The organism is Paenibacillus harenae (genome assembly GCF_030812415.1).
In the GTDB taxonomy this organism is placed as follows: domain Bacteria; phylum Bacillota; class Bacilli; order Paenibacillales; family Paenibacillaceae; genus Pristimantibacillus; species Pristimantibacillus harenae_A.
The window spans coordinates 459,352-485,179 of record NZ_JAUSST010000003.1 but is presented as its reverse complement, the minus strand read 5'-3'; the positions used below and the strand labels follow the sequence as shown (position 1 = coordinate 485,179).

Genomic DNA, 25,828 nt, shown 5'->3' with positions numbered 1-25,828 from the left:
CTTGTATGGTAGTATGGCAGTAATGAAATGAAGGAGGCGAGCGCTTGAATTATACGATACGTACGCAGCCCGCTTCTACAAGAGATGCCGTCTATCTGAAACTGCGGGAGCAGATCATGAAGCTGGAGCTGCCGCCCGGAACGCCGCTGTCGGAGAATGAAACGTCCACCCTGTTCCAAGTAAGCCGGACACCGGTTCGCGAGAGCTTCCTGCGTTTAGCTCAGGAGGGGCTCGTGCAGGTGCTGCCGCAGCGCGGTACGTTCGTATCGCTAATCGATACCGAGCTTGTCGAGGAAGGCCGGTTCATGCGCGAGCAGCTCGAACGTTCGGTCATCCGGCTGGCATGCGAGCATTTTCCAGAGGAGTCGCTCGCCCTGCTTGAGCTCAATCTTCGGCTGCAGAAGGATTGTATGGCTAGGCAGCAGGACAAGGACATGCTCGAGCTTGACGAAGCTTTCCACCGCATTCTGTTCGAAGGTTGCCGAAAGAGCAATATTTGGGCCGTCGTTGGCCAGATGAACGTGCACTTGAACCGCAGCCGCATGCTTCGGCTAGTGGACGACCATCGCTGGGAGCATCTGTACGATCAGCATGAGCGTATGGCCCAAGCGATCCGGGAACATGATGCCGACCGGGCCGAGCAGCTTATGAAGGAGCACCTCAGCCTTAACATTACCGATCAGGAGCTGCTCAAGCGGAAGTACCCGAATTACTACAAATAACGATGACAGGAGAATGTCCACGATGAGAATGACGTTCAGATGGTTTGGCGAGAACAACGATACCGTCCCGCTGCGTTACGTTAGGCAAATTCCCGGCGTAGAAGGCATCGTCTGGTCGCTGCATGACGTTCCGGCCGGCGATGAATGGCCGATGGAGAAGATTCTCGAGGTGAAGCGCCAGGCTGAGGAAGCCGGACTCCACATCGACGTTGTTGAAAGCGTTAACGTACATGAGGATATTAAGCTTGGCCTGCCTTCCCGCGAATTGTACATCGACAATTACAAGAAAACGATCGTGAAGCTCGGCCAAGTCGGCGTGAAAGTCATCTGCTACAACTTCATGCCGATTTTCGACTGGCTGCGCACGGATCTGCATAAGGAAATGGCCGATGGCTCGACTGCGCTGTTCTATGAGAACAGCAAGATCGAAGGGGCGGATCCATTCGATCTTGTCGAGCGGATCAATGCGAATTCGACACTGACGATGCCGGGCTGGGAGCCGGAGCGTCTGCAGCATCTCACGAAGCTATTCGAAGCTTACCGCGGCGTAACGGAAGAACATTTATGGGAAAACCTACGCTACTTCCTGAACGAAATCGTTCCCGTCGCGGAGGAGAACGGCATTCGAATGGCCATCCATCCGGACGACCCGCCGTGGCCGATCTTCGGCTTGCCGCGCATTATGACGACGCAAGAAAACTTCCGTCGTTTCCTTAAGCTGTACGATAGCCCGTATAACGGCATTACGTTATGCAGCGGCTCGCTCGGCGCGAATCCGAACAACGATATTATCGGGATGATTCGCGAGTTCGCGGATCGCATTCCGTTCGCCCATATCCGCAACGTGAAAGTGTTCGATAACGGCGACTTCATCGAGTCGTCGCACCGTTCGCAGGACGGCTCGGTCGATATTGCGGGCATCGTAGCCGCTTATCACGAGATTGGATTTACCGGTTATGCGAGACCTGACCACGGACGCCATATTTGGGACGAGCAATGCAGACCGGGCTACGGCCTATATGACCGTGCGCTAGGCATTATGTATTTGTGGGGCGTATGGGATTCATGTGTACGTGAAGCTCAGCAAGCAGCAATCGCGAAAGGAGCGAATGCGTAATGACAGCTGGACAATTGCCGAAGCATGAAGCGTTGGCTGGCAAAGTAGCCGTTGTCACTGGGGGCGCGGGCGTTCTATGCCGCGTCATGGCGCTGGAGCTTGCCCGTCAAGGCGCGAAGGTCGCGATTCTGAACCGTACGGTCGCCAAGGGCGAAGCGGTTGTCGCGGAAATTCGCGAGGCTGGCGGCACGGCTATCGCCGTCGCTTGCGACGTAACGAGCATCGACAGTACGCAGGCCGCTGGACGCAGCGTCCTTGAGCAGTTCGGACCTTGCGATATTCTCATTAACGGCGCGGGCGGCAACCACCCGAGCGCGAATACGACGCATGAGACGTTCAAGCCGGAGCATCTCGGCGCGGAAGGCGTTACGACGATGTTCAACCTTAGCGTCGAAGGTTTCCGCAACGTCATGGACTTGAACTTCGTCGGCACGCTTATCCCGACGCAAGTGTTCGCGGAGCAAATGCTTGGCCGTTCCGGCGCAACCGTCATCAACATATCGTCGATGGCCGCTCCGTCTCCGATGACGAAAGTGCCCGCTTACGCCGCGGCCAAGGCAGCCATCAATAATTTCACGCAATGGCTCGCCGTCCATCTCGCCGAATCCGGCATACGGGTGAACGCCATTGCGCCTGGCTTCTTCTTAACGGAGCAGAACCGAAAGCTGCTCACGAACGAAGACGGTTCGCTTACCGAACGCTCGGGCAAAATCATCTCGCATACGCCGATGCGCCGTTTCGGCAAGCCGGAAGACTTGCTTGGCGCGCTGTTATGGCTCGCCGACGAGACGACGGCCGGCTTCGTGACCGGCACAACGATCCCGGTTGACGGCGGCTTCCTCTCCTACTCGGGCGTCTAGCTTAACTTTACTCGCTTTGAACAAAAGGGCATCCCATTAATGGGGCGCCCTTTTTAGTTTCTCCAGCTGACTCCATATAATGCTTTATATTCCTGAGAATATCGGCAGTTTTTCCATGTAAATTGCAAACGACGCTAACGCCTATCGGAGGGCAAAGCAATAATTATGCCGATGCGGCGACACACTAGTCCTTGGAAGGAGGGTGAGACGCAGCCATGACATCATCGAAAAATCGCCGCGAGAACGCCTGGAACCAGCGCAAGCAAACGCAGCAGCCGCACGGCAAGATCAAATCGCTAGAAGAGCTTAGCAAGGAAAGCGAAAACGAAAGCGGCAAGTAACCACGCAGAAGGGCAATTGTTATCGTCTGCTTAGACGTCAGCAATTGCCCTTCCCCTGTTTTTAACGTTCTAAAGCGGCATCGAACGCGGCAGCTGCGGTGAAATCAAGCTCGGTTAGACCGCCTGCATGCCATGACGTCAGCTTCAGTGTAACGAGCTTGTATTCGATAACGATGAACGGATGATGATTGAGCTTCTCCGCCGCCTCGGCTACCCGATTGACGAACGAAATGCCTTTCAGATACGTTTGGAAGCGGTACTTGCGAACGATCCACTTCCCGTCCGTCAGCTTCCACGCCGGTCTTTCCGCTAACAGCAGTGCAACCTGCTCTTCCGATAATTTCGCAGCAGCCATCGCTTATCGCCTCCCGACGCTTTGTCCCTTATTGATTCGGGCGGCTCTCGGCACGGACAGTCTGCCAATGAAGCTCTTCAAGGAACTCGTCCGTCGAGCGGTCAAGCCGTTCAATTAGTTCTTCGGACAACCCATAGCCGCCGCCTTCAAGACGCTCGATCCAAGGGTCGATGGCATATACGCCGCCTAGTACGACCCGTCCGCCAAGCGCTGCAATAACCGGCTTGAGCGCGTAGTCGATGCTTAGCAAATGGGCAATCGTACCGCCGACGAATAGCGGGTAGGAGATTTTGTCTTTCAGCCCGGTTTGCGGCAGCAAATCCAGAAACGTCTTGAGCAGGCCAGTGAACGAGGCCTTATAGACGGGGCTTGCGATCACAACGCCGTCCGCATCGTTAACCAGAGCCGTGGCGCGCTGCAGCTCCTCGTTGCCGAATTGCGCCTTCACCAGCGCTTCTGCCGGCAAGTCGGCTACGTTAATGCGAGTAACCTCATGACCTTCCGCCGTGAGCTTTGCTTCTACGTATTCAACTAACCCGTATAGACGCGAGTTAGACGTCGGGCTGCCGGATATGACCGCTATTTTACTCATGAATAATTCCTCCGCATGGTTCGTATTTTGTTAACATTTTAACATATTTCAATTGGAAGTAAATGCATTCGGCGCACATAAACCCAATTAAATAGATATGAATTATATGAATTAATCGGATAAGGACTCCCAACGATTGAATTGGTATGAATTGGGTACGAAGCGCAACTAATTCCCGCTCCTGCTCGTCTTCATTATCGGTTGCGAATACGGACATGCAGTGAGAGAGGATGGAACAAAGTGACACGGCGAACGAAAAAGATCATTTTACTCAGCTCGGCAATTGTGCTTGGGCTTGCTATTTACTCGGGTTATTCCGTATTAAAGAGCAATAGCGGTCTGATCCGGCAATTCCTGCCGTTCGCGGTAACGGTAAGCAATCAAACGAGCGACGACATTATCGTGATCGAAGCAGGCATCGTGAACGGCGACTCCAAGCAGCAATTCGAACAAACGATCAGAAACGGAGAAAAAATCATATTTAAACCCAAGCTCAGCTTAGCTGGCGAAGGCGGCATTTATATTAAATACAAGAATGCCGGCGGCGAAACGAAGGAGCAAGGCGTCTGCTCCTATACCGAGTCGTTGTCAGGCTACTCGAAGGTTACGATTAAGCCGGACAAAGTGACCGTAGAAGAAAATTGCATGTAAAAAAGCAACTGAAAAACCTCCGCATCAGCCAACTGCTCCAAGCAGTGGGCTGATGCGGAGGTTTTTGTCTTAGCATCCTCACGATTACTGCACTCTCATCACGATTTCCTCGAACTTCTCGTTGAACGAAATCCGAAGCTCCTTGTTGTCCAAATACCAAAGGTTATCCTCTTCCATATAGAAGGTTACGCCGTCTACCGTATGCGAAAGTCCGAGCTTCTGCGGAGTCTCCTTCGTGATGCCAAGCGACAGCCCGGGATGCACGCTTCCGCACCCGCCTAACCGTACGAATATGCGTACATGATCGCCGTCCGACAATCCCATCTCGCTTTTGTACCAGCTTGCCGCCGGCTGCTCCACTACAATATTCATCGTTGTCAGCTCCTTATCGTGTTCAATCCGGATTGCATGGATATCGTTCTTCTATTCGTTTATTGATGATGTTATCGATCTATTATCATCCATCATTGCGAATTAACGCCGTCCTGTCAATCCTCGGCTTCCGCTTGCGCAAGAATGGACATAATCGCTTAGTACTACATTAAACGCTGGAGGCCGCGATTTGGCTTCAAGCTTGCCATAATTTTTTTCTCCTCCTATTTTTTAAAAAAACAAAAAAGAACCGTCTCGCAGCTTCATCGCCACGGGACAGTTCTACCAACTACCGCTATTCGCTTAACGCCTCCGACCAGGCTTGACGCAATATATCCTTGAGCAGCAGCGATTGCTGCCATCGGTCGCTTATTTCCCGCGTTCGTCCCGCATACTCGTCGATTGTTATCGCATAACCGGCCGGGCCCAGCTCGCACACGGCCGTCAGCGCGGCAGCCTGCTTGTTCCGCGTCTGCAGCCAGTGCTTCATGCCATCCTTCCACCAGCGCTTATAATGCGGTACCATCGGATGCTCGCCTTCGTCGCCGATGCTCACCTGCACCTGCTCGCCGTTCGAGACGCGCGCATGAATGCCCGCGGTATGGACAAGCAGCTCCCCGAGCAGCTCCTCCGCCTCACCGGAGATCGTATGAAGCTCTCCGGCGACGACATAGTGGGAAAAATCGATCGTAAGCGGCAGCCCGCCTAAACGCCGGACATAACCCACCGTGCGGATCAGGTCTTGCGTAATCGTACCGCGATGCGTTTCGATATGGACGGGAAGGGCGTGCTTCTCTTCGAGACGCTTCAGCTCCCCCAGCAGCGATACGGCAGGCTCGTCGATCAAGAACGGCGTCATCACTTGCGCGTTGATGAACGATACGTCGCCATCGTAAGCGCGAACCTGCTGCAAAAACCGTTCCAAATCGGCCGCCGTCTTCGGATAAGCGTTGACGCTGAGCGCTAGATCGTACTTGGCAAGCAGCCTGCGCCACTCCGCCTCTTCTTCAGGCGCGGGGATGAAGCCGTCAATGCCGTCGAAGCCAGCCTCGGCGATCTTCCCGAACCTCTCTTCAAGCGTCCATTCTCGTCCCCCTTCGCCCAGACCGCTCATCCCCCACCAAGACATATGAACGGCTAGCGTTGGCTTCTCCCAATCAGTGCGGGTAGACGTTCTCGAATTCAACACCGCAAGGACCCCCATCCGTATTGTCCTCCAAAATAACCTCCGATCCGTCGGCGCGGTACAAAGGCTTGTAGTAGTGGGAAATCTTCGTAGCCGATTGGTTCGCATAATGGCAAATGAACGCGCGGCGGAAACGATCCTTCGACTTGTTGCGGTATGAGCCATGGATGAGGTTGCCATTGAAGAACAGCACATCTCCTTTGCCCATAACGGCCGGCATTGCTTTCCCTTCCTTCGGCGGCTTCACGTAATGCGTCGTGAACGACTCCTTGGAGTCGGCGATGTCAGGACATACGATTTCGTATTCATTCGTCTTCGGAACGACGAGCAAGCCTCCATTCTCCTCGTCCGCTGCATCGACTGCTGTCCAAGCCGCAATACAGTTTCCGGGTTCAACCTGCAGGTAGAAATTATCCTGATGCAGCGCTTGCCCCCGCGAGCCCGGCGGCTTGTAGTAGAACATGCTTTGCGCGGCGTAAGCTTCCGCACCGTACAAGTCCGCCAATATCGCCAGCACGGGCTCGTGCAGCATATAACGCTTGGCCGTCTCGTTGAACCGATGCGGATGCATGACGCGCGGATAACGGGTCAACGGATCTGTTACTTCGGCATTCAGCTTAGGCTCGAAATATCCCGGGATCGTCTGATGGCTAATATCCTCGAAGGTCGTCTCGATCTCGGCAAGCTCCTCCGGCTTAAACAAGCCTTTTACAATCAGATAGCCTTGCTCCTCGAAAAACTGTTTTTGCTCCTGAGTTAATGCCCGTAAAGCTGCGCTCATTGTGTACCCCTCCATCGTTTCCTGTGATGCTTTCAGTATAGGAAATAGGAGCTCGGCGTTGAAGTAACAATGATGCTCACTTCTCACACAATTCTGCTATCCGACTAGTTTTTCCGTGCAAACGGCGTTATGCTATGCATATCGATTTCTAAGCTTAGGGAGATGAAGGCTGCCATGCGTAAATTAAATGTTCCAGCCGAGTACAACGGCTCTGCTGCGGGCATCGTGTTGTCCGGCCATTTCGACGAGCCGGATACCTATGCGGCCGTCCGTCCTGCCGGCATGGGCGATTGGCTAATTACGTATACGCTTGGGGGTGAAGGGTACTTCCATATTCCCGGAGAGGAAATCAGCTGCAAGCCAGGCGATGTCACTGTCTTGAGACCGGGAACGCCTCATCGATACGGTACGGCAAAGGGCATGCGCTGGCACTTTATGTGGGCGCATTTTCCCGATCATGCGATACAGGCGAATCTGCTGCCGGAAGTTAAGCTGTTTAACGAAACGGTTGCGGGGGATTCCGCACGAAAGCGGATTTATCGGGCGTTCTCGCGAGTTTTAACGGATTCCAGGGAACGCAGCAGCTATTGGAACGAGCTTTGCTTGGCATCTCTTAGCGAGGTTCTCATCCTGCTCGCACGCAGACGGAAGCAGCATTTCGACAGCCGCGTGGAGGAGACGTTGAATCGCATCTCGCAAGGCATGCGCGAGCCGATTAAGATCGATGAGCTGGCGGCAGCGGTTCAGCTCTCTCCATCGCGGCTGTCCCATCTTTTCAAAGAGAGCACCGGATTATCGATCATCGATACGCTGAACCAAATGCGAACCCGCCAAGCCGCGCTGCTGTTGGAGCATACGGATAGAAGCTTAGCCGACATCGCGTACGACGTCGGCTATCAGAACTACAATCATTTTATTAATCAGTTCCGCAAGTGGCAGGCGGTTAGCCCAAGCGGCTACCGCAAGGAAAGACGATGAACGGCATTCCTTAATTCGCCTGATTCAACGCTTTCAATCCTAGCGCGAGCGCACCGGATAATCCTGCATTGTCTCCAAGGCCCGGCGGGACGATATAGCCCTCGATACCGCTAAGCAGCGGCTCCGCGCTCACATACCCGTTCAAATTCCGCTGCACCTCGGCGCGAATGAGCGGAAACAGCTGCCGCTGATGCATGACGCCGCCTCCGAGTATAATTTTCTCGGGTGAGAGAAGTAGAATCGTGGAGGTCAGGGACTGCCCGATGTAATAGGCCTCCATCGCCCACGCCTCATGGCCCTCCGGCAGCTCGCTTCCTTTCACGCCCCAGCGCTTCTCGATGGCCGGACCGGCCGCCATTCCTTCCAGGCAATCGCCGTGATAAGGGCAGCAGCCCTCGAAGCGGTCATCCCCATGGCGACGGGTCAATATATGGCCGCCCTCTGGATGAACGAGACCGTGAACCGGCTTACCCTCGGCATAGACGCCGACGCCGATGCCTGTCCCGATCGTGTAATAGACGCAGCTGTCGAGTCCTCTTGCCGCTCCCCACTTGGCCTCGCCGTAGGCAGCCGCATTAACGTCCGTGTCCCAGCCAAGCGGCACGTCGAATTTCGCTCGCAGCGCGCCGAGAAAGTCGAACCCCGACCAACTCGGCTTCGGCGTCGTCGTCACGCAGCCGTACTGCGCGCTGCGTGGATCAAGGTTGAGCGGCCCGAAGCTTCCGACGCCGATTGCCTCCACGCCCTTGTCGTTAAAATAAGCAATCGCCTGTGCAAGCGTCTCCTCCGGCTGCCCGGTCGGAAAGCTGATTCGATCCGAGACGGCGCCATTCTCGTCGCCTATTCCGCAGACGAACTTCGTTCCGCCCGCTTCTATCGCACCTATTCGCATAACCTAATCTCTCCTTCATATCATGATGTCGTTAAGTTTCGTATACGGACGACATCTTCCAAATATCAATCGACTTTATTATTATGGAAGGTTTGCCCGATAGCTGCAAGCCAAGCGCATCCACTCGGCTCGGGTACGCCCTCGTCGTCAGGCTTTTCCGTCCGTTCGCGTAAGCCTCGATCATTGAACGGTCCAAGTAAACCCGGAGACGCAGCGCTTCTTCCGCCAGCTCCAACCGTCCGCTCTGCACGCCCCTCGAGCGAGCTTCGGGATCGAGCGTCGTCTTCGTACGATCCACGCCGAACTCAGCATCCTTCCTATTATAGTAAATAAGCGTTTCTTCTTCCCCATTCGGCGATCGCCTAACGTGAAGCCCTATACGTTCCTCGACCGCCTCTTCGAGCTCGAAGACAACTTCTAACATATCGCCCTTTACATTGGCTAGCCGCTCATTGACCTCTGCAATCGTCACGTTCGTTAACGATACCAGATGATCGCAGCGCAGCGACTGCAGCTCCTCGATCGGCTCAATGCCAAGCTGTCCGTCCTTCCGTAGCGACAAGCTGACCGGCAAGCCTGCATTATGCGCCCAGCCCGAATCATAATCCGCCTGCGGCGTTCGTTCGCCCTGCGCGATCGTGAACACGATATTGCGCCCCGTCCTCGGATCGACCATGCCGCTTGGCCCCGTAAAATGGAAGTCGCCGACATCGATGAGCTGCGGCTCTTCGTGATCGGGTTTGAAACGAAACGCCTCGCGGTCGAATGTCCCGATCCAATAGAACACTTCTACATCTGCCCCCGGTCCAAGAGGACTGATGAGAAATACATGCTTCTCAATGCCTTCGCTATTGTTGCCCAGCGGCAGCAGCACGGGCAGCTCCCACATATTGCCTAGATACGGATAGACGGACGGATCCGCCGTGCAGAACTCGCCCTTATATGACCAATCCGTCATATTGCGCGACGTGTAGGCCAACGCCGTTCCTCCTCGGCCGTCCGTGCCCGAGCCGATTAACAGATACCATAGCTCGCCTTCCTTCCATACGAACGGATCGCGGAAGTCGCCGAACATGCCCTGTCCCTTCTCCTGCACGATTAAGGGGAGAGGATGCTTCACCCACTTCGCTAGGTCGCTGTCGCCGTCCTGCAGAAACGTGCTGCGGGCCAATCCGACCCGCTGATTAGGGGACGCGCTGTCGTCGCCCGCCGTGAAGAATAGCGCCGGCACGCCGTTCTCGTCATAAGCGGCGCTTCCCGACCAGACGCCATCGGGATCGACCGCGCCCTTCTCAGGCGCAAGAGCGACCGGCAAGTCCCGCCAATGCACCATATCGCCGCTCACCCAATGGCCCCAATGAATTTGCGCCCAATATGGTCCTTGCGGATTATGCTGATAGAAAAGATGATATTTGCCTTCAAAATAAATCGGGGCATGCGGCTCGTTCATCCAATGCGCCGGCGGACTCGCATGGTACTGAGGGCGATGCCGATCCTTCCGCAGCGGTGCGCGGTCGAGAAAAATATCCGCTTCCGCGATTGCCGGTATGATCCCGCCGTAAGGCGCAAGATCCTGCTCGACATCCGAAGCGATCTCCTCAGCCGTCAAGGCGCGGCGGTACAGCTTCACCTCGTCCATTAGCCCGCCGAATAGATGATGGCGGAACGCTTCCGCCAGCACCTTGGCCTGATTGTTCCGGCCGATCAGCAGATCGCTCCCGCAAGCTGTAATCGGCGCATTCGCCGGCGTAGGATGAGCGGCTACCTGAACGCCGTTCAGATATAGCCTCATCATTGATTCCTTCCTGTCGAAGGTAGCCGCCACATGCGACCACTTGCCCTTCTCAAGAGGCTGATCCTCGCACCACAGCTCGACCCAGCGCCCTTCGATGCCAAGCTGGAAAGACCATGAGCCATGCCGGTACATGCCGAGTATAAAGCCTTCTTTCGCTTCCCGGTCATGCCGGTTCACGATCGCCGAGAGTCGCCGATCCTCTCCCCACTCGTAAGAGCGCGGAGCTACCCAAGCCATAATCGTTAGCGCGTCCAGCGGCTGATCGACGTCATCCGCCGGACGGCTGATCCAGGTCGAATAGCCGTCGAACAGCAAGGCGCTGCCGCGAATGCCTTGGACGCGCTTCGGATTCGCAGCTTCCGTGAACCTCGCATCCAGTAGCGCATAAGCGATATCGTCTTGCCGTCCGCTGACGATATCCAGCGCCGTTATCCCGTCAGCCTCGTCAAGCGGCCAATAGGCGATCATATCGCCATCCAGCGCGGCCTTATCTTCCTTTTGAACCATTATTGCTCCCCCTCTGCCTATTTTCCTACCGTCTCTTTGATCATGGACTCGGCATAGACGGATTGCAGCGGATAGAGCTGCAGCGTCACAACGCGTACACTTCCGCCTACCGCATAAAGCTCGATACGATCGTTGCCGGCATGAGGGAACAGCTGGTCGGTCATTACGAGTGCGCCATCGTCAGCGAACAGCTCGAGCGACGACCGGTCAACCCACATGCGCAGCATGATTCGCCCGTTCGATGCCCCAAGCGGCGCGCCATGCTTGCATGCGAACTGAGGATGAAACGCCGACTCGCCCGCTCTCGATCTATCGATAAACAACTCGCCGGCCGATGCATCGTAGCCAACGATCGTTTCATATTCTTCGTCATTGTGCATGCCGGATTTGAGCTTGAACCCAAATTCGCTTGCCGCTCCTAGCTCGAATTCCACAGCCAGCTCAAGCAGTTCGCCTTGCTCCGCAAGCGGCAGGTTGTCGCCCGGTTGTACCGTTAAATCACTCCATTCGGTTCCGCCAAGACGAAGTTCGTTTAGCGCATCCGGCGTGTGCTGGATCAGGCGAATCCCTCCTGCCCGATGCTCCAGCGACAGCTTGCGAGGCAAGGTCATCGCGCCGCGCCATTCGACGGTCGGAATGAGGTTCGCATATTTCCAATTGTTCATCCAGCCGATCAGCAGACGATCATCGCCATTGCCCGGCGCATCCGACCACGTCACGCCTGCATAGTTGTCGCGGCCGTGATCCATCCATAGAATCGTATCCGGCGCATTGTCGTTCACGAAAGTTTTGCCGTCGAATTCCCCGATGAAATATTGCGTGCGGGAACCTTCGGGCATCTGCTCGTTGTCGCCGATGCTTACGATCATCACCCACTTCTCGCTGCCATTCACGCCATCGACCGGCAAGGCGAACAGATCGGGGCATTCCCAGACGCCGTCATGCGACCCTTCGGCAGCGCCGAATTCGCTTGCGAACGTCCAGTCCAACAAATCGGCGGATGTGTAGAGGAATAACCGATCTCCTGCCGCCAGCACCATGACCCATCGCTTCGATGCCTCGTGCCAGAATACTTTCGGATCGCGGAAGTCGGGATAGCTCTCGTCCGTCAGTACGGGATTGCCTGCATACGGCGTCCAAGTTCGGCCGTTATCCCGGCTGTAGGCGATGCTTTGGCGCTGCTTCGATTCGTCCGTGCCTTCTATCATCTCCGTTTGCGTATAGATCGCGACAAGTCCTGCGCCGCCGTCAAAAAACCCGCTCGTGTCCTGCCAATCCACGACTGCGCTCCCGGAGAAAATAAAGCCGTTATGATCGGGATAAAGCGCGATCGGCAGATGCTCCCAGCGAACAAGATCGCGGCTTATCGCATGACCCCAGTGCATCGGTCCCCACACCGTGCTCCCCGGGTGATGCTGATAGAACAAATGATACTCGCCATCGAAATACACCATGCCGTTCGGATCGTTCAACCAATGGGTCTCGGGCGTAAAATGAAATTGAGGCCGTAAAGGGTGGTTATACGTTTGCGTTTGCTTCATTCGGTTCTCTCTCCCTAATGACGTCGACGGAACATTCGGATCCAAATGCTCCGTCTTCAGTCAGTCCCTATTATTTTTGAGCTTCTTTATATCTGTCCAGCGCCGTTTGGTAGATCGTCATCAGCTTGCTAAGACCCATGTCCTCGACCTTCTTCACATAGCCGTCCCATTCCGCATCCGTTACGCCGTCGACGATAAACTTCGCTCTTTGCGTGTTGACGTATTTTATCAGCTCCGGTTCGATTTGGTTGATCGTATCAAGCTCTTCCGGCTCGAAGAAAATCGTCGGATAGTTTTCCTTTTCCATGAACGGCTCGTAGTATTGCTCCAGATCCTTCTTCCGCTGCTGCGCGCGCGGTTCCATGTCGACGATCGTCTTGAAGTGGTCCTTCGTAATGACGCCCGCGCCGTTAGGAGCGACCTTCTGGCGGAATTCGCCCATCGATACGCCTACCTCAAGAGGGAGGTTGACCAGCTTGCCGCTGGCATCCTTCTCGTAAATAATGCCGATCGGTCCCCAGTGAATTTGCGCCGCCATGTACGGCTCATACTGCTGATCGATCCAGCGCATCGTCACTTCCGGATTCTCGTTTTCCTTCGTAATGACGAATGCGTTGCGTCCCGGTCCGCCGCCGTTGCCGCGGCCGATCGTTTTGTCGCCGTTAGGACCGGTTAGAGGCGGAACGAGCGCGTAGTTTTTCGATTGCTCCGTACCGACGACCTCCTCGATTTCCCACCATACATAGGAGCCGAGCGTCGGCTCCGGCGTCTTGCCTTTGGCCAAATATTGCGGAGCGTCCTGCGTGAACGATTCCGGATCGATAAGTCCTTGTTTATACCATTTCTCGTTGAAATAAGTCAGCGCATCCTTGTACTGCGGCTGCGTAGCCGTGAAGATCACTTTGCCGTCGCGCACGATGCGATGCTCCAGATTGTCCGGCATGCCGAAGGCTCCGAACAGCCCGCCGATATCCATGCACCATTGCATATGCATGAAGCTGAGCGGCACTTCGTCCGCCTTGCCGTTGCCGTTCGGATCGAGCGTCTTGAAAGCAACAAGCGCTTCCGTATACTCGTCAAGCGTTTCCGGGAATTTCAGATTCAGCTTGTTCAGCCATTCCGTATTAATGGCGTGGAAGAACGGGTTCGTACCGAGCTCGTTCTCCTCCCAAGTCGGCAAGCCGTAGATATGCCCGTTCGGAGCCGTGATGGCTGCTTTGACGTCCGGTCTTTCTTCAAGCAGTTTTTTCAAATTCGGAGCGTACTCGTCGATCAGCTCCTCGAGCGGAATGATGGTGCCGTCTTCTCCGTAAGTAATAAGCTCATAATCGGAAAATTGCGAAGCGTAGAACGCATCCGGCAGATCGCCGCTTGCCAGCAGCAAGTTTTTCTTCTCGCCATAGTCGGTATCCGGAATATTGTTCCATTCAATATGGACGTTCGTGTCGGTTTCAAGCCGTTTGAAAATTTCCATCTCACTATATTCCGGAGCGAGCTGAGCCTTCGGCGACACGATCGACAACGTTACTTTCTCATTCACGATCGGCAGCCCTTCTTTGTTGATCTCTGCACTTGGCGCTTCTTTGTCGTTGTTCTCATTGTTGCCCCCGCAAGCGGAGAGCAGCAACCCGGCGCTCAGCATGACGCTAAGGGCAATCGACCCTGCTTTTTTCATTGTTGAGATCCTCCCTTTGGATTAACGCTTTTTTTTATCTATTATCAACCGGGTCCGATCCGCGGAAATACGGAGCACGGCGACAATCGGTTGGACAAGGACATTAGCCCTTGATGGAGCCGATCATGACCCCTTTGACGAAATATCGCTGCAGGAACGGGTACAAGATCAGCAGCGGAAGGCTTGCGATGATGATGACGCCGTATTTGATCAACTCGGTGACTCGAAGCTTGGCGGCATACGATTCCACGTCGATCATCATGCTGGAGTTCACCTGATTTTGCACAAGAATATTGCGCAGGACGAGTTGAAGCGGATACTTCGATTCCTCGTTCAAATAAATCATGGCGTCGAAGAAGCCGTTCCAGAAGCCGACGACGTGATAAAGCACCATAACCGCAATGATCGGCTTCGACAGCTGGATGACCATACTGAAGAAAAAGCGCGTATTCGTACAGCCGTCGATGAAGGCCGCCTCCCGCATTTCGTCGGGAATAGTGCTCTGGAAAAATGTGCGCACGATAATGATGTTGAACACGCTTCCCGCACCCGGAATAACGAGCGCCCAGATCGTGTTGATCATGTTCAAATCCTTGATGAGCAAGTAGGTCGGAATAAGGCCCCCGCCGAAAAACATCGTGAACATGAAGAACCACATAAACAACCCTCTGCCGATAAAATCCCTGCGGGCGAGCGGATAAGCCGCCAGCAGCGTGACCGTCACGCTAATAACCGTGCCGACGACGGCATACAACAATGAATTGCCGTATCCGATCCATATCGTCGCATCGGCGAAGATCCGCTCGTAGCCGTCCAGCGTCAGCCCTTTGGGCAGCAGCCAGATTTCGCCGGAATAAATCATATTGGGGTCGCTGAACGATGCGATGAACACGAAATAGAGCGGATAGAGGATCAGCAGCATCCCGATCGTTAGCAGCGTATAATTGGCGATATCGAATGTTAGGTCGCCTTTTGACTTTCTTCTAAACAGAGCATTCATGACTCGTTAGCCTCCTTACCATAAGCTCGTTTCCGTCAGCCTCTTGGCTAAGCGGTTCACCGTTACAAGCAGCACGACGTTGATGATGGAATTGAACAGTCCGATCGCGGCGGAGAAGCTGTACTGCGCCTTCTGAATACCGAGCTCGTACACGTAAGTCGGAATAATGTTCGAGGTCCCATAGTTCAGATCGCTTTGCATCAGATACGCTTTCTCGAAGCCGATGCTCATGATGTTGCCGACTGCAAGCACCATCAGAATGATGATCGTCGGCAAAATGCTCGGGATGTCGACGTGCTTCACCCGTTTCCACTTGCTCGCCCCGTCCATGATCGCCGCTTCATGAAGCTCGGGATTAACGCCCGCCAGCGCCGCCAAATAAATAATCGTTGCGAAGCCGGTCTCCTGCCAAATGCCTGACAGCACGTACAGCGGCCGGAACCATCCTTCGTCGGCCATGAACAGGATCGGATCACCGCCAAAGAAAGCGATGACGTGGTTGACGAGCCCGCTGTTCGGAGATAAGAAGACGTTCAGCATGCCGATCAGCACGACGGTAGATATAAAATGCGGCGCATAGATGACCGTTTGCACGAACTTCTTGTACCGCTTAGCCATCATCTGATTCAGCATCAACGCGACGAGGATCGGCACCGGAAAGCTGAATACGAGCGAGTATACGCTCAGGAGAAGCGTGTTTTCCATAATCGGCCAGAAGTTGTACGCCTCGAAAAACCGCTGGAAATGCTCTAAACCTACCCATTCGCTGCCCCAGATGCCTTTGCTCGCGCGAAAATCTTTGAAAGCGATTTGAACGCCGTACATCGGGTAATACTTGAATACGAGATACAATAAGACCGCCGGCAAAATAAATAAGTATAGCTCATAGTTTTGCCGGATCTTCGGCCATAATCGGTTACGAGATATGGCAGTTGGACGAATGATGCCTTGCGATGGAGCGGCGGCGGCGTTATTGGATTTCTTCATCGGTTATTTGCCCCTTTCCTTTCTCGCGTAATCGTTTACGTAAACGATTACGTAATATCTATAGCTTTTACCTTTTCCAGGGGAGGCTCTTCTAGATTTAAGAAGAACCTCTAATAATCAGCTCGGTCGGCAGCCTGACTTCCTTGTATTCCGCGTCGGGATTCTCGATCCGCTCCAGCAAAATATTCGCCGCGGCCTCTCCAAGCTCGAACGAGGGCTGTTTGACCATGGACAACGCCGGTCTCGTTACTCTGGCCCATTCGTAATCATCGAAGCCGATGATCGCGATATCGTCAGGCACTGCAATGTTATTTTCCTGCAAATAGTGCAGCGCGCCCATCGTCATCACGTTGTTCGCCACGAACAGAGCCGTAATATGATGATTCGTAATAAGCTTCTGCGTCAGCCTATATCCGCTGTCAAAGCTCGAATTGGTGGAATCCGCTACCTGTATAAGTTGTTCCTCTATCGGCACTCCGTTATCCGCCAAAGCCTGCTTATACCCGGCCAAACGTTCATCGCTAGTCGTCAAGCCAAGCGAGCCGGTTATAAAGCCGATCCGCTCGTGCCCTTTGCCGATTAGATGGGCAACCGCCTCGTAAGCGCCTCTCGCTCCTTCGGTCAATACGCAGTCGCCTTGCGCTTCCGTGGGCTTGCGGTCGATGAAGACGACCGGATAATCGCCGGTCCTCAACGTATCCAAGTAGGCATGCTCCTCGTACGTCGGCGCCATGATCAACCCGTCGATCAATTGGGAGTTGAACATCTTCACCTGCGCTTGCTCCATAGCGCTATCATCCTTCGTATTGCTGAGGATCAGGCTATAGCCCTTTTCCGTAAGAACGCTTTCAATTCCTTGAGCGATAGACATGAAGAAGAAGCTCGCCGTATCGTTAGGCAGAATCGGCACCATCAGCCCGATAATCTTCGACTGCTTGCTGCGCAGACTTCGCGCGACGCTGTTCGGCTGGTACTTCAGCTCCTTCATGACCTCCAGCACTCTCATCTTCGTCTCGTTCGCGACGTAACGGGTTCCGTTGATCACATGAGATACGGTGGCGGTAGATACGTTGGCTCGTTTGGCCACTTCCTTAATGCTCATCGGTAAGTCCTCGTTCCTTTAGGTAATCGTTTACGTAATCGTTTAACTGAATTATAAGCGTTTTCATAACGAGGCGTCAATACTAAAAATGAAAAAGGTTGTCCCTTGAGCACGCGTGTTTCATACGCGGCTTTTTCGGAACAACCTAGTTGATGATTTCACTTTTTTATCGTCCTGCTATTACCGTCCGACCGTTTTCATCTCGGTTTTGATTTCCTCTGGCAGCTTCTTGGACGCGCTCGGCACTTCGCGAGGCTTTTCGTTCACCGTATCCGCTGAGTAGATCATAATGCTGGCCGTTCCATTTTGCGCATACGCCCTGATGAGGATCGGCTCGTTGTATTTGTTTTTGAATACGAAGTCCGGGCCGTGCCAGCTTACGGTTGCATCTCGGCCCGGCGGCACGTAGGGGACATGGCGGCTATGCGAGTAACGGTTCACGATTTGCAGCCCTGCGCGGTCTGCCGCGTTGAACAAGGTGGACGAGATTTGGCATATGCCGCCGCCTATCCCTTCGGAGACTTCTCCCCTTACAATGACGGGCGCGCGCATATATCCTTTGGCTTCCGTACGCTTGCCGACGGTTTCGTTGAACGAAAAAGTTTCGTTCGGGAATACGACGCGGTTGTTGATCGCTTTGGCCGCGAGTTGAATGTTATGCGAACGGTTTTTATTTCGGCTGTTGTAGTATGTCGTATATAGTCCAATTCGTTTCACCCGAATCGAGGACATCAGCTCGCTGTCCACTCGGGGGTATACCGGCTTCATAGGGACTTCCAAGGCGGAGCTTCCACCTTCGAATATGTAGCCGTAAAATTGCTCTTGAAACTTGCTTCGGTCAAGCCTGTATCCTGTTCTCTCCGGGATGATTCCGCCACCCCCGTCGAGCGTCGCGTCTACCGGCGGCATATACGTACGTTTATCCACTTCATCCATAAGACCGTCTAGCTTTGGTTCGTTTACAATCGGAACGCCGGGCAAAGGATACGTATACTCCGAGCTTCTCGCCTCCTTTAATGATTGCCCTTTATACTGGATAGTCAGGGAAGGCTGCCGATCTTTGACGGCATCGGCGTCTACCGCCGCCGTTAAAGCTTCTGCAGGTTGAATAAGAAGCAGAATAGATAATGCAATATTGTACAACAAAAGCGTGTTCCCCCTTATTGCCATTTATCCGACATAGTATGATTCAAAAAACATCGAATCATACAAAGGTCGCCGTCACATAAATGTAGTCCGCGTAGCAAAATCTAAAACGGACATGCATAATATGGAGCGGAGGTTGCACGATGGAACGAAGGATCGCATTGCATATGGCAATTATAATGACGACAGCGGCCGTGATGGCTGCGACTGTTGTAGGGACTAACGTTGGAAGCATCGTGCGCGCGCAAGGGAATGCCGGTAAAAAGCCGCAACCGGCAGCCACCTTGTCGATCGCGGTACGAGCCAGCAGACATGCGGCTTTGGAGAGCAAGCTCGATATGAGCGGCCCCCAATTGGCCAAAGCATTAAAGCTTGCAAAGAAGGAACGGACGGAAACCGCCGAAATTTTGCCCGATGTCGAAGTAGAGCTGCAGAAGGACGACAAGCTGGTACATTATCGGCTGGAGGCAACGGGCGATCTATGGAACGAGGACTCGCACGAAAGGCTATTGTTGCCGGACAAGTCGTCTGGCATGCTGCTGCGTCTGGTTGAAGGGCTGCGCAAGCAGCATTACGGTAGTATGTCCTCATGGGAAACGGTGAAACAGACCCTCCCCAATAAGAGCATTTTCAACGTAACCGACCTGGAATCGGGATTGTCCTTCCGCGTGCAGCGCCGCGCCGGCAGCGACCATGCCGACGTGCAGCCGCTAACGAAAGCGGACACGGCAACGATGAAGCAAATCTACGGCGGCAGCTGGAGCTGGAAGCGCAAGGCCATCCTCGTCCAATCGGAGAAGGGTTGGATTGCCGCGTCGATGAACGGCATGCCTCATGGCGGAGACGGCATCCCGGAGAACGGCTTCTCGGGCCACTTCTGCATCCACTTCCTCGGCAGCAGCACGCATAAGTCGGAATATCCGGACTTGGCGCATCAGCTCATGGTGCACAAGGCAGGAGGAAAGCTTGAACCGTTGTTCGATGCCGCTTCCCCCGCTTCGCTCGCCAAACTTTTCGTTGTCGTCATGAACCATCAGGATGAGCATATGCTGAGGCAGTTAACTAAAGGGATGCCCGAAGAGGAAGTCGTGAAGTGGATTCTAACGATGGATGCGCTTGTGTCCGTCAAAGAACCGCATCGCAAGAAGAATGAAGGGAGCGAACGTAAGGCATCCGAGAAAGGAAACGGAAGCGATAACGGCGGCATAAGCATAGGAAACGGCAAAATCGACTCCGAAGATGATAGCAGCTTGTCCGCAACCGTGACTCTGCCGATTACCATCGTGATGCGGAACGTGCCCGAGCGAAACGTCTTTTACAACTTTTCGTTTCAGCGCGCCACCGAGGTTTCCCCATGGAGGCTGGTTGGTATTACTAACACTAATTAACTGTACCTTACCATCCAATCACCTATAATGGATCTTCGCTGTAACCCAACATAGGGGCGGGGATTACTCAATAACGGGTGCGGAGAGCTGTTCGTCCGATATCGGGGGATCGCACGATCGTTCGATTTTTTTCGAACTAATATGGCGAAGCTCGGAGGGAAGTGTGGTTCGATTGCCTTTCGTCGAACTAAATAGGCAATACAAAATTAGCTTCGCAAAACGATTCTATTGAGGTTCGCATCGTAGGGGACTGCGAATGAACAGGTTGGTTTAGTCAAATGCAAAGAAGCGAGCGGACATCCGCTCGCTTCTTGTTTGTGGCGCTTATCGATTATCGTTGTAAAACTTCAACATCGTGGAGCGGTTCGGGCGAATGCGGTGCGCTTCGCGCAGACCGGCGGCAAGCAGCTCGCTGTCGATGCCAAGATCGGATGGCTGCGAGGGGCCGCCTACCTTGGTTAACAAGCGACGGATTTCTGCCTCGTCCGGCACCTTCGCCAGCTCTAGCTTAACCGCATCTTGCTGCTCTGCAGGAAGCTTAGCCGATACATCGCCAATAATCGTACGATAATACGCCGATATTTCCGCGCATGCAACGCCAACCTTCGCTCCGTGCAGGATCTGCCTCCTGTCCTCGCGCAGGAACGTCGTTTCCCAGAAGTGGGAGAGATGATGCTCCGCGCCGGAGGCCGAATGCGATTGCCCGAACACGAGCATCGCGAAGCCCGAGTCCAGCAACGCTGCCGTAAGCAGACGAATGCCTTCTTCCTTGCGCTCCGCAATCTCATCGACATGCGCCACGCAATCGAGCAGCGCCTTCATCGTAATATCCGCAACCACTTGCTCGTACACTTCTCCCGACGTTATGCTGCCGAACTTCCAGTCGAACAGCGACGTATACTTGCCGAGCATATCGCCAAAGCCCGCGGCGACGAGCGCAGGCGGCGCTTCAACGAGAACGTCCAAGTCGGCGAAGATCGCTTCCGGTCGGATCGTCTGTATCGTCTGCTTGTCTCCGCGAATAATGAGCGGGGCGCCTTTGGGATTGAAGCCGTCGACCGACGGAGCAGTCGGCACTGATAGGAACGGAATGCCGATTGTATAGGCCGTAAACCTGGCAATATCATGAAGCGTCCCAGAGCCGACAGCAACGATGACCTCCGCCTTCTTCGCCTTCGCATCCAGCATCAGCTGCACGACGGATGCTTCGTCGGCGATGACGTCGCCTTGCTTGTTCGGCGTGATCTTCGTGACATGCGCCGAGATGCCTTCGGTGGCGATTGCATCATACAGTCGTCTCCCGGCAACTTCGTAAGTCGTTTCGTCCGCAACGATCGACACTTGTTTATAACCGCGTTCCTTCAAATATGGAGCAACCTGCCGCAGGGCGCCTGCCTCCAATACGACTGGACCCATGTCCAGCGTCTTCGGATCGAAGCCCACGATCCGTGCCGCCGCTTTCCTAATCTCGTTCAAACTCATGCGCTCAGCTCCTCCCTCTCCAGCTCGATCAGCAAATCGGCTAATGAATCCCAAATATAATCCGGTCTGTCAACCGCATTCTCTCCATGCTCTCTTGTTGACGAGCCGCTCAGCACAAGCGCCGTCCGCATGCCTGCACGCTTTCCGAGCGCAATGTCCGAGGCGATGCTGTCGCCGATAACGAGGCAACGCTCCGGCGATAAGCCTAGTGCATGAAGAGCCGCATCCGCCATGATTTGGGATGGTTTGCCGATGACCACTTGAACCTGCTGACCGGTCGTTGCAACGATCGCTCCAATCATGCCGGCTACATCAATCGATTCGCCATTCTCGCCCGGGAACGACTTATCCTCGTTCGTTGCAATAATCTCCGCACCGCTTCGCGCCGCACGGAATGCATCGTTCAGCTCGGAATACGTTAAATTCTCATGCAGCGTTATCACGAGCTTATCCGCTTCCTCCGGATGCATGGCCAACGTCACGCCTTGCTCGGCCAGTTCCTCCCGCAAGCCCCGGTCGCCGAGCGTCCACACTTTCGCCTCCGGCGCATGCTTCCGCAAATATTGCCCCGTTACGGTCGAGGTAAGCAATATTTGCTCGGGCCTTACGTCAATCCCGATACGGCCAAGTCTCACTACGCACATCGCCCGCGATATATTCCCGCGATTGCTTAGAAAAACGACCGGCAGATTCCGCTTCCGCAAGGCATCAATCGTTTCCTTCGCTCCGTCAATCGCCTCAACGCCTCTGTACACCGTACCGTCCAGGTCGATTATGAACCCATCTATATGTTCAAGCAGCATAAGTCCAGGCTTCCTCCCTCGCTTTATCCTGCTTCTATTGTCTCGCCGTTTATCACTATATGTCAACGATTGTGTTCGATTATCGCCGTTTTCATTCGCAACCAAACGATCTTCATTTATTGACGTTTGTTGACGCAATAACGACGCGAATGCCCTTAATCCGCCTCAAATAATCGGAATCGGCCTTGTCGTCCGTAATAAGCGTATCGATCCGATCGAAAGAGACCGATGTCGCTATGGAGCGTCTCCCGAGCTTCGTATGATCAGCCAGCGCAATAGTCATTCGCGCGTTCGCCGCCATCTGCTTTTTCAATTCAGCTTCATATAGGCTGAAATCCGTCATCCCCTCTTCCATGCTTACACCTTCCGCCGAGGTGAAAAACAAGTCGCCATGGATGCCGTCCAATATCCCTTTGCCAAGCACGCCCTCGACCGTCCGCGAGCCGGAACGAAGCACTCCGCCGATCAGTATGACGTTGATCCGAGGATTCTGATTCAATACCATGGCGGCATCAAGTCCATTAGTGACAACCGTAATATAATCGTAATCGGCAAGCGCCTTGGCAACTTCCAGTACCGTCGAGCTCGCATCAAGCAATATGCATTGCCCCTTCGATACGAGGTTCGCCGCTTGAAGGCCGATCGCCTGCTTCTCTGCATAGTTCACTTCGCTTCTCGACGGGGTGGCGCTCTCCCGGTAGACGGACTTTCGCTTCGCCAGCACCGCGCCGCCATGCGTCCTCTCAATGACGCCCTCTTCCTCGAGCATGCGCAGATCGGTGCGAAGCGTCCCTTCCGATACGTTAAACTCTTTCGCCAACTCCTTAACGATCAGCTGCTCATGGCGTTGAAGCCACTGTATAATTTTATCTCTTCTTACCGATGCGAACATACGAAGCCTCCTATGGAATGATCAACAACGTATCCAAAATAACGATAAACGACTGAGTTCAAAGTCAAACAACAACAGTTATCATCATTTTGACATAGTAAATCGTTCCTTAGCAAGCTGCCTTGGCTATTAAAGTTCGAGAAACGAACAACCGAAAGGCCGAACCCTTCAGGCTGTTCGTTTAGCCGATATGTCCTGCATGCTTCGCCAGCTTCCTGAACAAATCGACGAACACTGCGTCGCGATCAATATAGGAGGTGTAACGAATCAGAGTTAAAACCAATCGAATTAGGATTACAGAGTTCCTTCATGCAGAAAATTAAAAAATGCAAATCCCCCTCTCCATCCGAAAGGGGAATTTGCCATTACAGCCTTATGAAACTAGCGGAAAAACCGTCTCGGTCTCGCTCTCGATGATAACGACTTCTCTAATCGCCTTCGATTGCTGCTTATTAAGCTCGATCACGTATGTCCTTGGCGTGGCATCGGCCGTGCAATAACCGGTTTGCCCAGCTAGCATAACGACGAGCGCCGTTCCCTCCGACCGAACCGAAACTTCGCCAAGCTCGTATGGACATGTTCCCGATTCATGAACGCCGATGAAATAAGCGTCATTTTGCTCAACATTCACTTCCGGCTGCTGCTGCTTGAATCCATAGTAGCTCCACGCCTTCATATACTGCGCTTCATCTGTCGCTTTCGTTGCCATGTATTCGTAATGGGGCACGATTTCCCTTCTAAATGACGCCTCGTTGAAGTCCTCCGGAAGCACCTTCTCGCTTGCCACGAGCCTCGTCGCAATACTCGTACCTTCGACTGCCCGCTTCGGCTCATCGGTCTGTACGATCGTTTCATTCTTGTTCGTATTGTTCGTATTGTTCGATGCACAGCCAGCCATTATCATAGCGGTCATGATAAGAATAACCATACTTGTCGTTCTGACTTTCGGCATAAAGCCCCCCCCCTGCATCAAAGACGACTTTACGTCAAATTATGTTTCGCGCCTATTGGGTCGCTTCGTTAGAGAAGGCTTCTAGCTGCTTAATGACTCGCGCGGGATTGCCCCCAACGACGACATTATCCGGTACATCCTTCGTGACGACCGCACCGGAGGCTATCACGGCATTATGACCGATCGTGACGCCGGGATTCGACATGGATGTTATAACCGTAATCGCAACGAAAGGTCGGCTCAACGTACAAGCTGCTGCCAGTCGAGCCGAATAGCTGCTTCAGCAGCTCCATTCTTCTGATATCTTCCGTCTCGTTCGTTTGATTGAATAAACGGGTCAGTCTGCGGGCGCTCAACCGATCGTTGATTAATGCAGCATCGCCCGCGTTGTATAGCTCGCCGCTTATCATTTTTTCTTTTTCCGTTTTCATTCCCGGCAGCTCCTTTAGATTACGTGGTTAAGCTATTCGGCTTATTCGCGCCAGCATGATGTTTCTTCTTCAGAATGCCGTTCAATCGTTCCGAGAACAGCAGCATTGCGAGTGCGCAAATGACGATATACGAAGGAAAAATGCCGATTGTCGAATACGCCGCAACAAAACCGAGCAGCGGAGGCATGAACGTGCTGCCCGTATAGGCAAGAGCCATTTGGAAGCCCATTATCGATTGCGAATGCTTCTTCCCGAACCGTTCCGGCGTCTCATGCAGCATGCAAGGAAAGATTGGCGCAAGGCCTAAGCCGACAATCATGAACCCGGCAAGCGCGAAGCTCGTCGGCAGAGGCAGCAGCATAAACGCAGCACCGGCTAATGTCATTACCTGTCCAACCCGTATCAGCATGCGGTTCGTCATCTTGAACGTAATGAAGCCCGTTATGAACCTGCCGATCGTGATCCCTGCATAAAATAAGGATACCCACTTCGCGGCCGATGCCGCGGACATGTCTTTCACATTCACAAGAAAGCTGCTCCCCCATAGTCCCATCGTCGCCTCTACTGCGCAATAGAACAAGAAGGTCGCAAGCGCCAGCTTGACCCCCTTAACCTGCAGGGGCTTCTTCGGCTGCGACAGTAACCTCTCGGCTTCATCTGCCTCGATCGCCGCTTCATCCGTGAACTCCTTCTTCGGTTCGGTATTGTCGCCATGATGGCCGACTCGTTTCCATAAAGGGAGCGTAACGAATAAAATAATAACGAGTCCGAGCTGAATGCCGGCAACCATAAGATACCCTTGCCGCCACGCTCCTTGTCCGGTAATGAAAGGAGCCATAATCATGGGTCCGAGCGTGGCTCCGACTCCCCAGAAGCAATGCAGCCAGCTCATATGATGCGCCTTGTAATGGGCGGCAACGTAATTGTTCAGCCCCGAATCTACCGAGCCCCCGCCAATTCCGAGCGGAATCGCGCATAGGATAAGCCAAATGAGCGACGGCGATACGGCGAAGCCAAGCAGCGCACCGGCTGTCAGGATGCAGCTGACAAGCGTTACTTTGCCCGTTCCGAATCGCGCCAGCACCTTGCCGCTCATGAGGCTGGATACGATCGTACTGCCGGCGATAACCATGAATATCATGCCCGCCGTCTCCAGCGGCACATCGTAATCCGATTGCATAATCGGCCATACCGCTCCGAGCAAGGAGTCGGGCAAACCCAAGCTGATGAACGCCAAATAAATAATAATCAGAAAAAACGTAGCCATATCGGTATCTCTT

The 25,828-nt window shown here is 53.9% G+C and carries 25 protein-coding genes and 1 pseudogene; 7 read left to right on the top strand and 19 right to left on the bottom strand.

What is annotated here, in order from left to right:
• Positions 1-44 precede the first annotated feature (44 nt).
• The 4 genes from J2T14_RS12275 to J2T14_RS12260 all read left to right on the top strand — a co-directional run bounded on the left by J2T14_RS12275 (position 45) and on the right by J2T14_RS12260 (position 3,040).
• Complete coding sequence (locus J2T14_RS12275) at positions 45-722, top strand: GntR family transcriptional regulator (protein WP_307471133.1); 678 nt, start codon at positions 45-47, stop codon at positions 720-722.
• Between the two features lie 22 nt (positions 723-744).
• Positions 745-1,839 (top strand): mannonate dehydratase, encoded by a 1,095-nt coding sequence (gene uxuA, locus J2T14_RS12270; protein ID WP_307471131.1) that lies wholly within the window; start codon positions 745-747, stop codon positions 1,837-1,839.
• Positions 1,839-2,699, top strand: coding sequence for an SDR family oxidoreductase (locus J2T14_RS12265; protein ID WP_307202692.1), 861 nt, complete (start codon positions 1,839-1,841; stop codon positions 2,697-2,699). Before uxuA ends, J2T14_RS12265 begins: the two co-directional genes overlap by 1 nt.
• Before the next feature lie 215 nt (positions 2,700-2,914).
• Positions 2,915-3,040 (top strand): DUF6254 family protein, encoded by a 126-nt coding sequence (locus tag J2T14_RS12260; protein WP_307202695.1) that lies wholly within the window; start codon positions 2,915-2,917, stop codon positions 3,038-3,040.
• Positions 3,041-3,101: 61 nt separating this feature from the next.
• Here the strand turns inward: J2T14_RS12260 and J2T14_RS12255 are convergent, their stop codons facing one another.
• Together J2T14_RS12255 and ssuE are read right to left on the bottom strand one after the other, a co-directional pair.
• Positions 3,102-3,395, bottom strand: coding sequence for a 4a-hydroxytetrahydrobiopterin dehydratase (locus J2T14_RS12255; RefSeq protein WP_307471128.1), 294 nt, complete (start codon positions 3,393-3,395; stop codon positions 3,102-3,104).
• A gap of 28 nt (positions 3,396-3,423) precedes the next feature.
• Positions 3,424-3,987 carry an NADPH-dependent FMN reductase gene (gene ssuE, locus J2T14_RS12250; protein WP_307471126.1) on the bottom strand — a complete coding sequence of 188 codons (564 nt, stop codon included), beginning with the start codon at positions 3,985-3,987 and terminating at the stop codon, positions 3,424-3,426.
• A 240-nt stretch (positions 3,988-4,227) separates the two neighbouring features.
• Between ssuE and J2T14_RS12245 the strand changes: the two genes are divergently transcribed.
• Positions 4,228-4,638, top strand: a complete 411-nt coding sequence (locus J2T14_RS12245) for a hypothetical protein (RefSeq protein ID WP_307471123.1) — start codon at positions 4,228-4,230, stop codon at positions 4,636-4,638.
• A gap of 84 nt (positions 4,639-4,722) precedes the next feature.
• Here J2T14_RS12245 and J2T14_RS12240 read toward each other — a convergent pair whose 3' ends face one another.
• The 3 genes from J2T14_RS12240 to J2T14_RS12230 form a co-directional block, all read right to left on the bottom strand.
• Positions 4,723-5,010 (bottom strand): HesB/YadR/YfhF family protein, encoded by a 288-nt coding sequence (locus J2T14_RS12240; protein WP_307202702.1) that lies wholly within the window; start codon positions 5,008-5,010, stop codon positions 4,723-4,725.
• A gap of 295 nt (positions 5,011-5,305) precedes the next feature.
• Positions 5,306-6,199: a sugar phosphate isomerase/epimerase family protein gene (locus J2T14_RS12235; protein ID WP_307471121.1), complete on the bottom strand. Its 894-nt coding sequence runs from the start codon at positions 6,197-6,199 to the stop codon at positions 5,306-5,308.
• Positions 6,168-6,977 (bottom strand): phytanoyl-CoA dioxygenase family protein, encoded by an 810-nt coding sequence (locus J2T14_RS12230; protein ID WP_307471119.1) that lies wholly within the window; start codon positions 6,975-6,977, stop codon positions 6,168-6,170. Before J2T14_RS12230 ends, J2T14_RS12235 begins: the two co-directional genes overlap by 32 nt.
• Before the next feature lie 174 nt (positions 6,978-7,151).
• Between J2T14_RS12230 and J2T14_RS12225 the strand changes: the two genes are divergently transcribed.
• Entirely contained in the window at positions 7,152-7,955 is an 804-nt protein-coding gene (locus J2T14_RS12225) for a helix-turn-helix domain-containing protein (RefSeq protein WP_307471117.1), read from the top strand.
• Positions 7,956-7,965: 10 nt separating this feature from the next.
• Here J2T14_RS12225 and J2T14_RS12220 read toward each other — a convergent pair whose 3' ends face one another.
• From J2T14_RS12220 to J2T14_RS12185, 8 genes are all read right to left on the bottom strand, one after another.
• Positions 7,966-8,847: an ROK family protein gene (locus J2T14_RS12220; RefSeq protein ID WP_307471115.1), complete on the bottom strand. Its 882-nt coding sequence runs from the start codon at positions 8,845-8,847 to the stop codon at positions 7,966-7,968.
• A gap of 31 nt (positions 8,848-8,878) precedes the next feature.
• Entirely contained in the window at positions 8,879-11,149 is a 2,271-nt protein-coding gene (locus tag J2T14_RS12215) for a GH32 C-terminal domain-containing protein (protein ID WP_307471113.1), read from the bottom strand.
• Between the two features lie 17 nt (positions 11,150-11,166).
• Complete coding sequence (locus J2T14_RS12210) at positions 11,167-12,690, bottom strand: glycoside hydrolase family 32 protein (protein WP_307471111.1); 1,524 nt, start codon at positions 12,688-12,690, stop codon at positions 11,167-11,169.
• Positions 12,691-12,760: 70 nt separating this feature from the next.
• Complete coding sequence (locus tag J2T14_RS12205; RefSeq protein WP_307471109.1) at positions 12,761-14,365, bottom strand: ABC transporter substrate-binding protein; 1,605 nt, start codon at positions 14,363-14,365, stop codon at positions 12,761-12,763.
• A gap of 103 nt (positions 14,366-14,468) precedes the next feature.
• A complete protein-coding gene (locus tag J2T14_RS12200; RefSeq protein ID WP_307471106.1) occupies positions 14,469-15,365 on the bottom strand; it encodes a carbohydrate ABC transporter permease in 897 nt (298 codons plus the stop codon).
• A gap of 15 nt (positions 15,366-15,380) precedes the next feature.
• Complete coding sequence (locus J2T14_RS12195) at positions 15,381-16,352, bottom strand: ABC transporter permease (RefSeq protein ID WP_307471104.1); 972 nt, start codon at positions 16,350-16,352, stop codon at positions 15,381-15,383.
• A gap of 97 nt (positions 16,353-16,449) precedes the next feature.
• Positions 16,450-17,454: a LacI family DNA-binding transcriptional regulator gene (locus tag J2T14_RS12190; RefSeq protein WP_307471101.1), complete on the bottom strand. Its 1,005-nt coding sequence runs from the start codon at positions 17,452-17,454 to the stop codon at positions 16,450-16,452.
• A gap of 180 nt (positions 17,455-17,634) precedes the next feature.
• Positions 17,635-18,600: a VanW family protein gene (locus J2T14_RS12185; RefSeq protein WP_307471099.1), complete on the bottom strand. Its 966-nt coding sequence runs from the start codon at positions 18,598-18,600 to the stop codon at positions 17,635-17,637.
• Between the two features lie 143 nt (positions 18,601-18,743).
• Here J2T14_RS12185 and J2T14_RS12180 point away from each other — a divergent pair, with 143 nt between their 5' ends.
• The gene (locus tag J2T14_RS12180; protein WP_307471097.1) at positions 18,744-19,988 is read left to right on the top strand and encodes a hypothetical protein; all 1,245 of its coding nucleotides are present in this window, start codon (positions 18,744-18,746) and stop codon (positions 19,986-19,988) included.
• 324 nt (positions 19,989-20,312) lie between these two features.
• Here J2T14_RS12180 and J2T14_RS12175 read toward each other — a convergent pair whose 3' ends face one another.
• The 6 genes and pseudogenes from J2T14_RS12175 to J2T14_RS12150 form a co-directional block, all read right to left on the bottom strand.
• A complete protein-coding gene (locus J2T14_RS12175) occupies positions 20,313-21,470 on the bottom strand; it encodes a sn-glycerol-1-phosphate dehydrogenase (RefSeq protein WP_307471095.1) in 1,158 nt (385 codons plus the stop codon).
• Complete coding sequence (locus J2T14_RS12170) at positions 21,467-22,273, bottom strand: HAD-IIA family hydrolase (protein ID WP_307471094.1); 807 nt, start codon at positions 22,271-22,273, stop codon at positions 21,467-21,469. The genes J2T14_RS12175 and J2T14_RS12170 overlap by 4 nt, the downstream gene beginning before the upstream one ends.
• Before the next feature lie 112 nt (positions 22,274-22,385).
• Complete coding sequence (locus J2T14_RS12165; RefSeq protein ID WP_307202730.1) at positions 22,386-23,165, bottom strand: DeoR/GlpR family DNA-binding transcription regulator; 780 nt, start codon at positions 23,163-23,165, stop codon at positions 22,386-22,388.
• A gap of 373 nt (positions 23,166-23,538) precedes the next feature.
• Complete coding sequence (locus J2T14_RS12160) at positions 23,539-24,117, bottom strand: hypothetical protein (protein WP_307471092.1); 579 nt, start codon at positions 24,115-24,117, stop codon at positions 23,539-23,541.
• A 52-nt stretch (positions 24,118-24,169) separates the two neighbouring features.
• Positions 24,170-24,548 (bottom strand): annotated as a pseudogene (locus J2T14_RS12155) (maltose acetyltransferase domain-containing protein).
• Between the two features lie 19 nt (positions 24,549-24,567).
• Positions 24,568-25,815 carry an MFS transporter gene (locus J2T14_RS12150; RefSeq protein ID WP_307471090.1) on the bottom strand — a complete coding sequence of 416 codons (1,248 nt, stop codon included), beginning with the start codon at positions 25,813-25,815 and terminating at the stop codon, positions 24,568-24,570.
• Positions 25,816-25,828 lie beyond the last annotated feature (13 nt).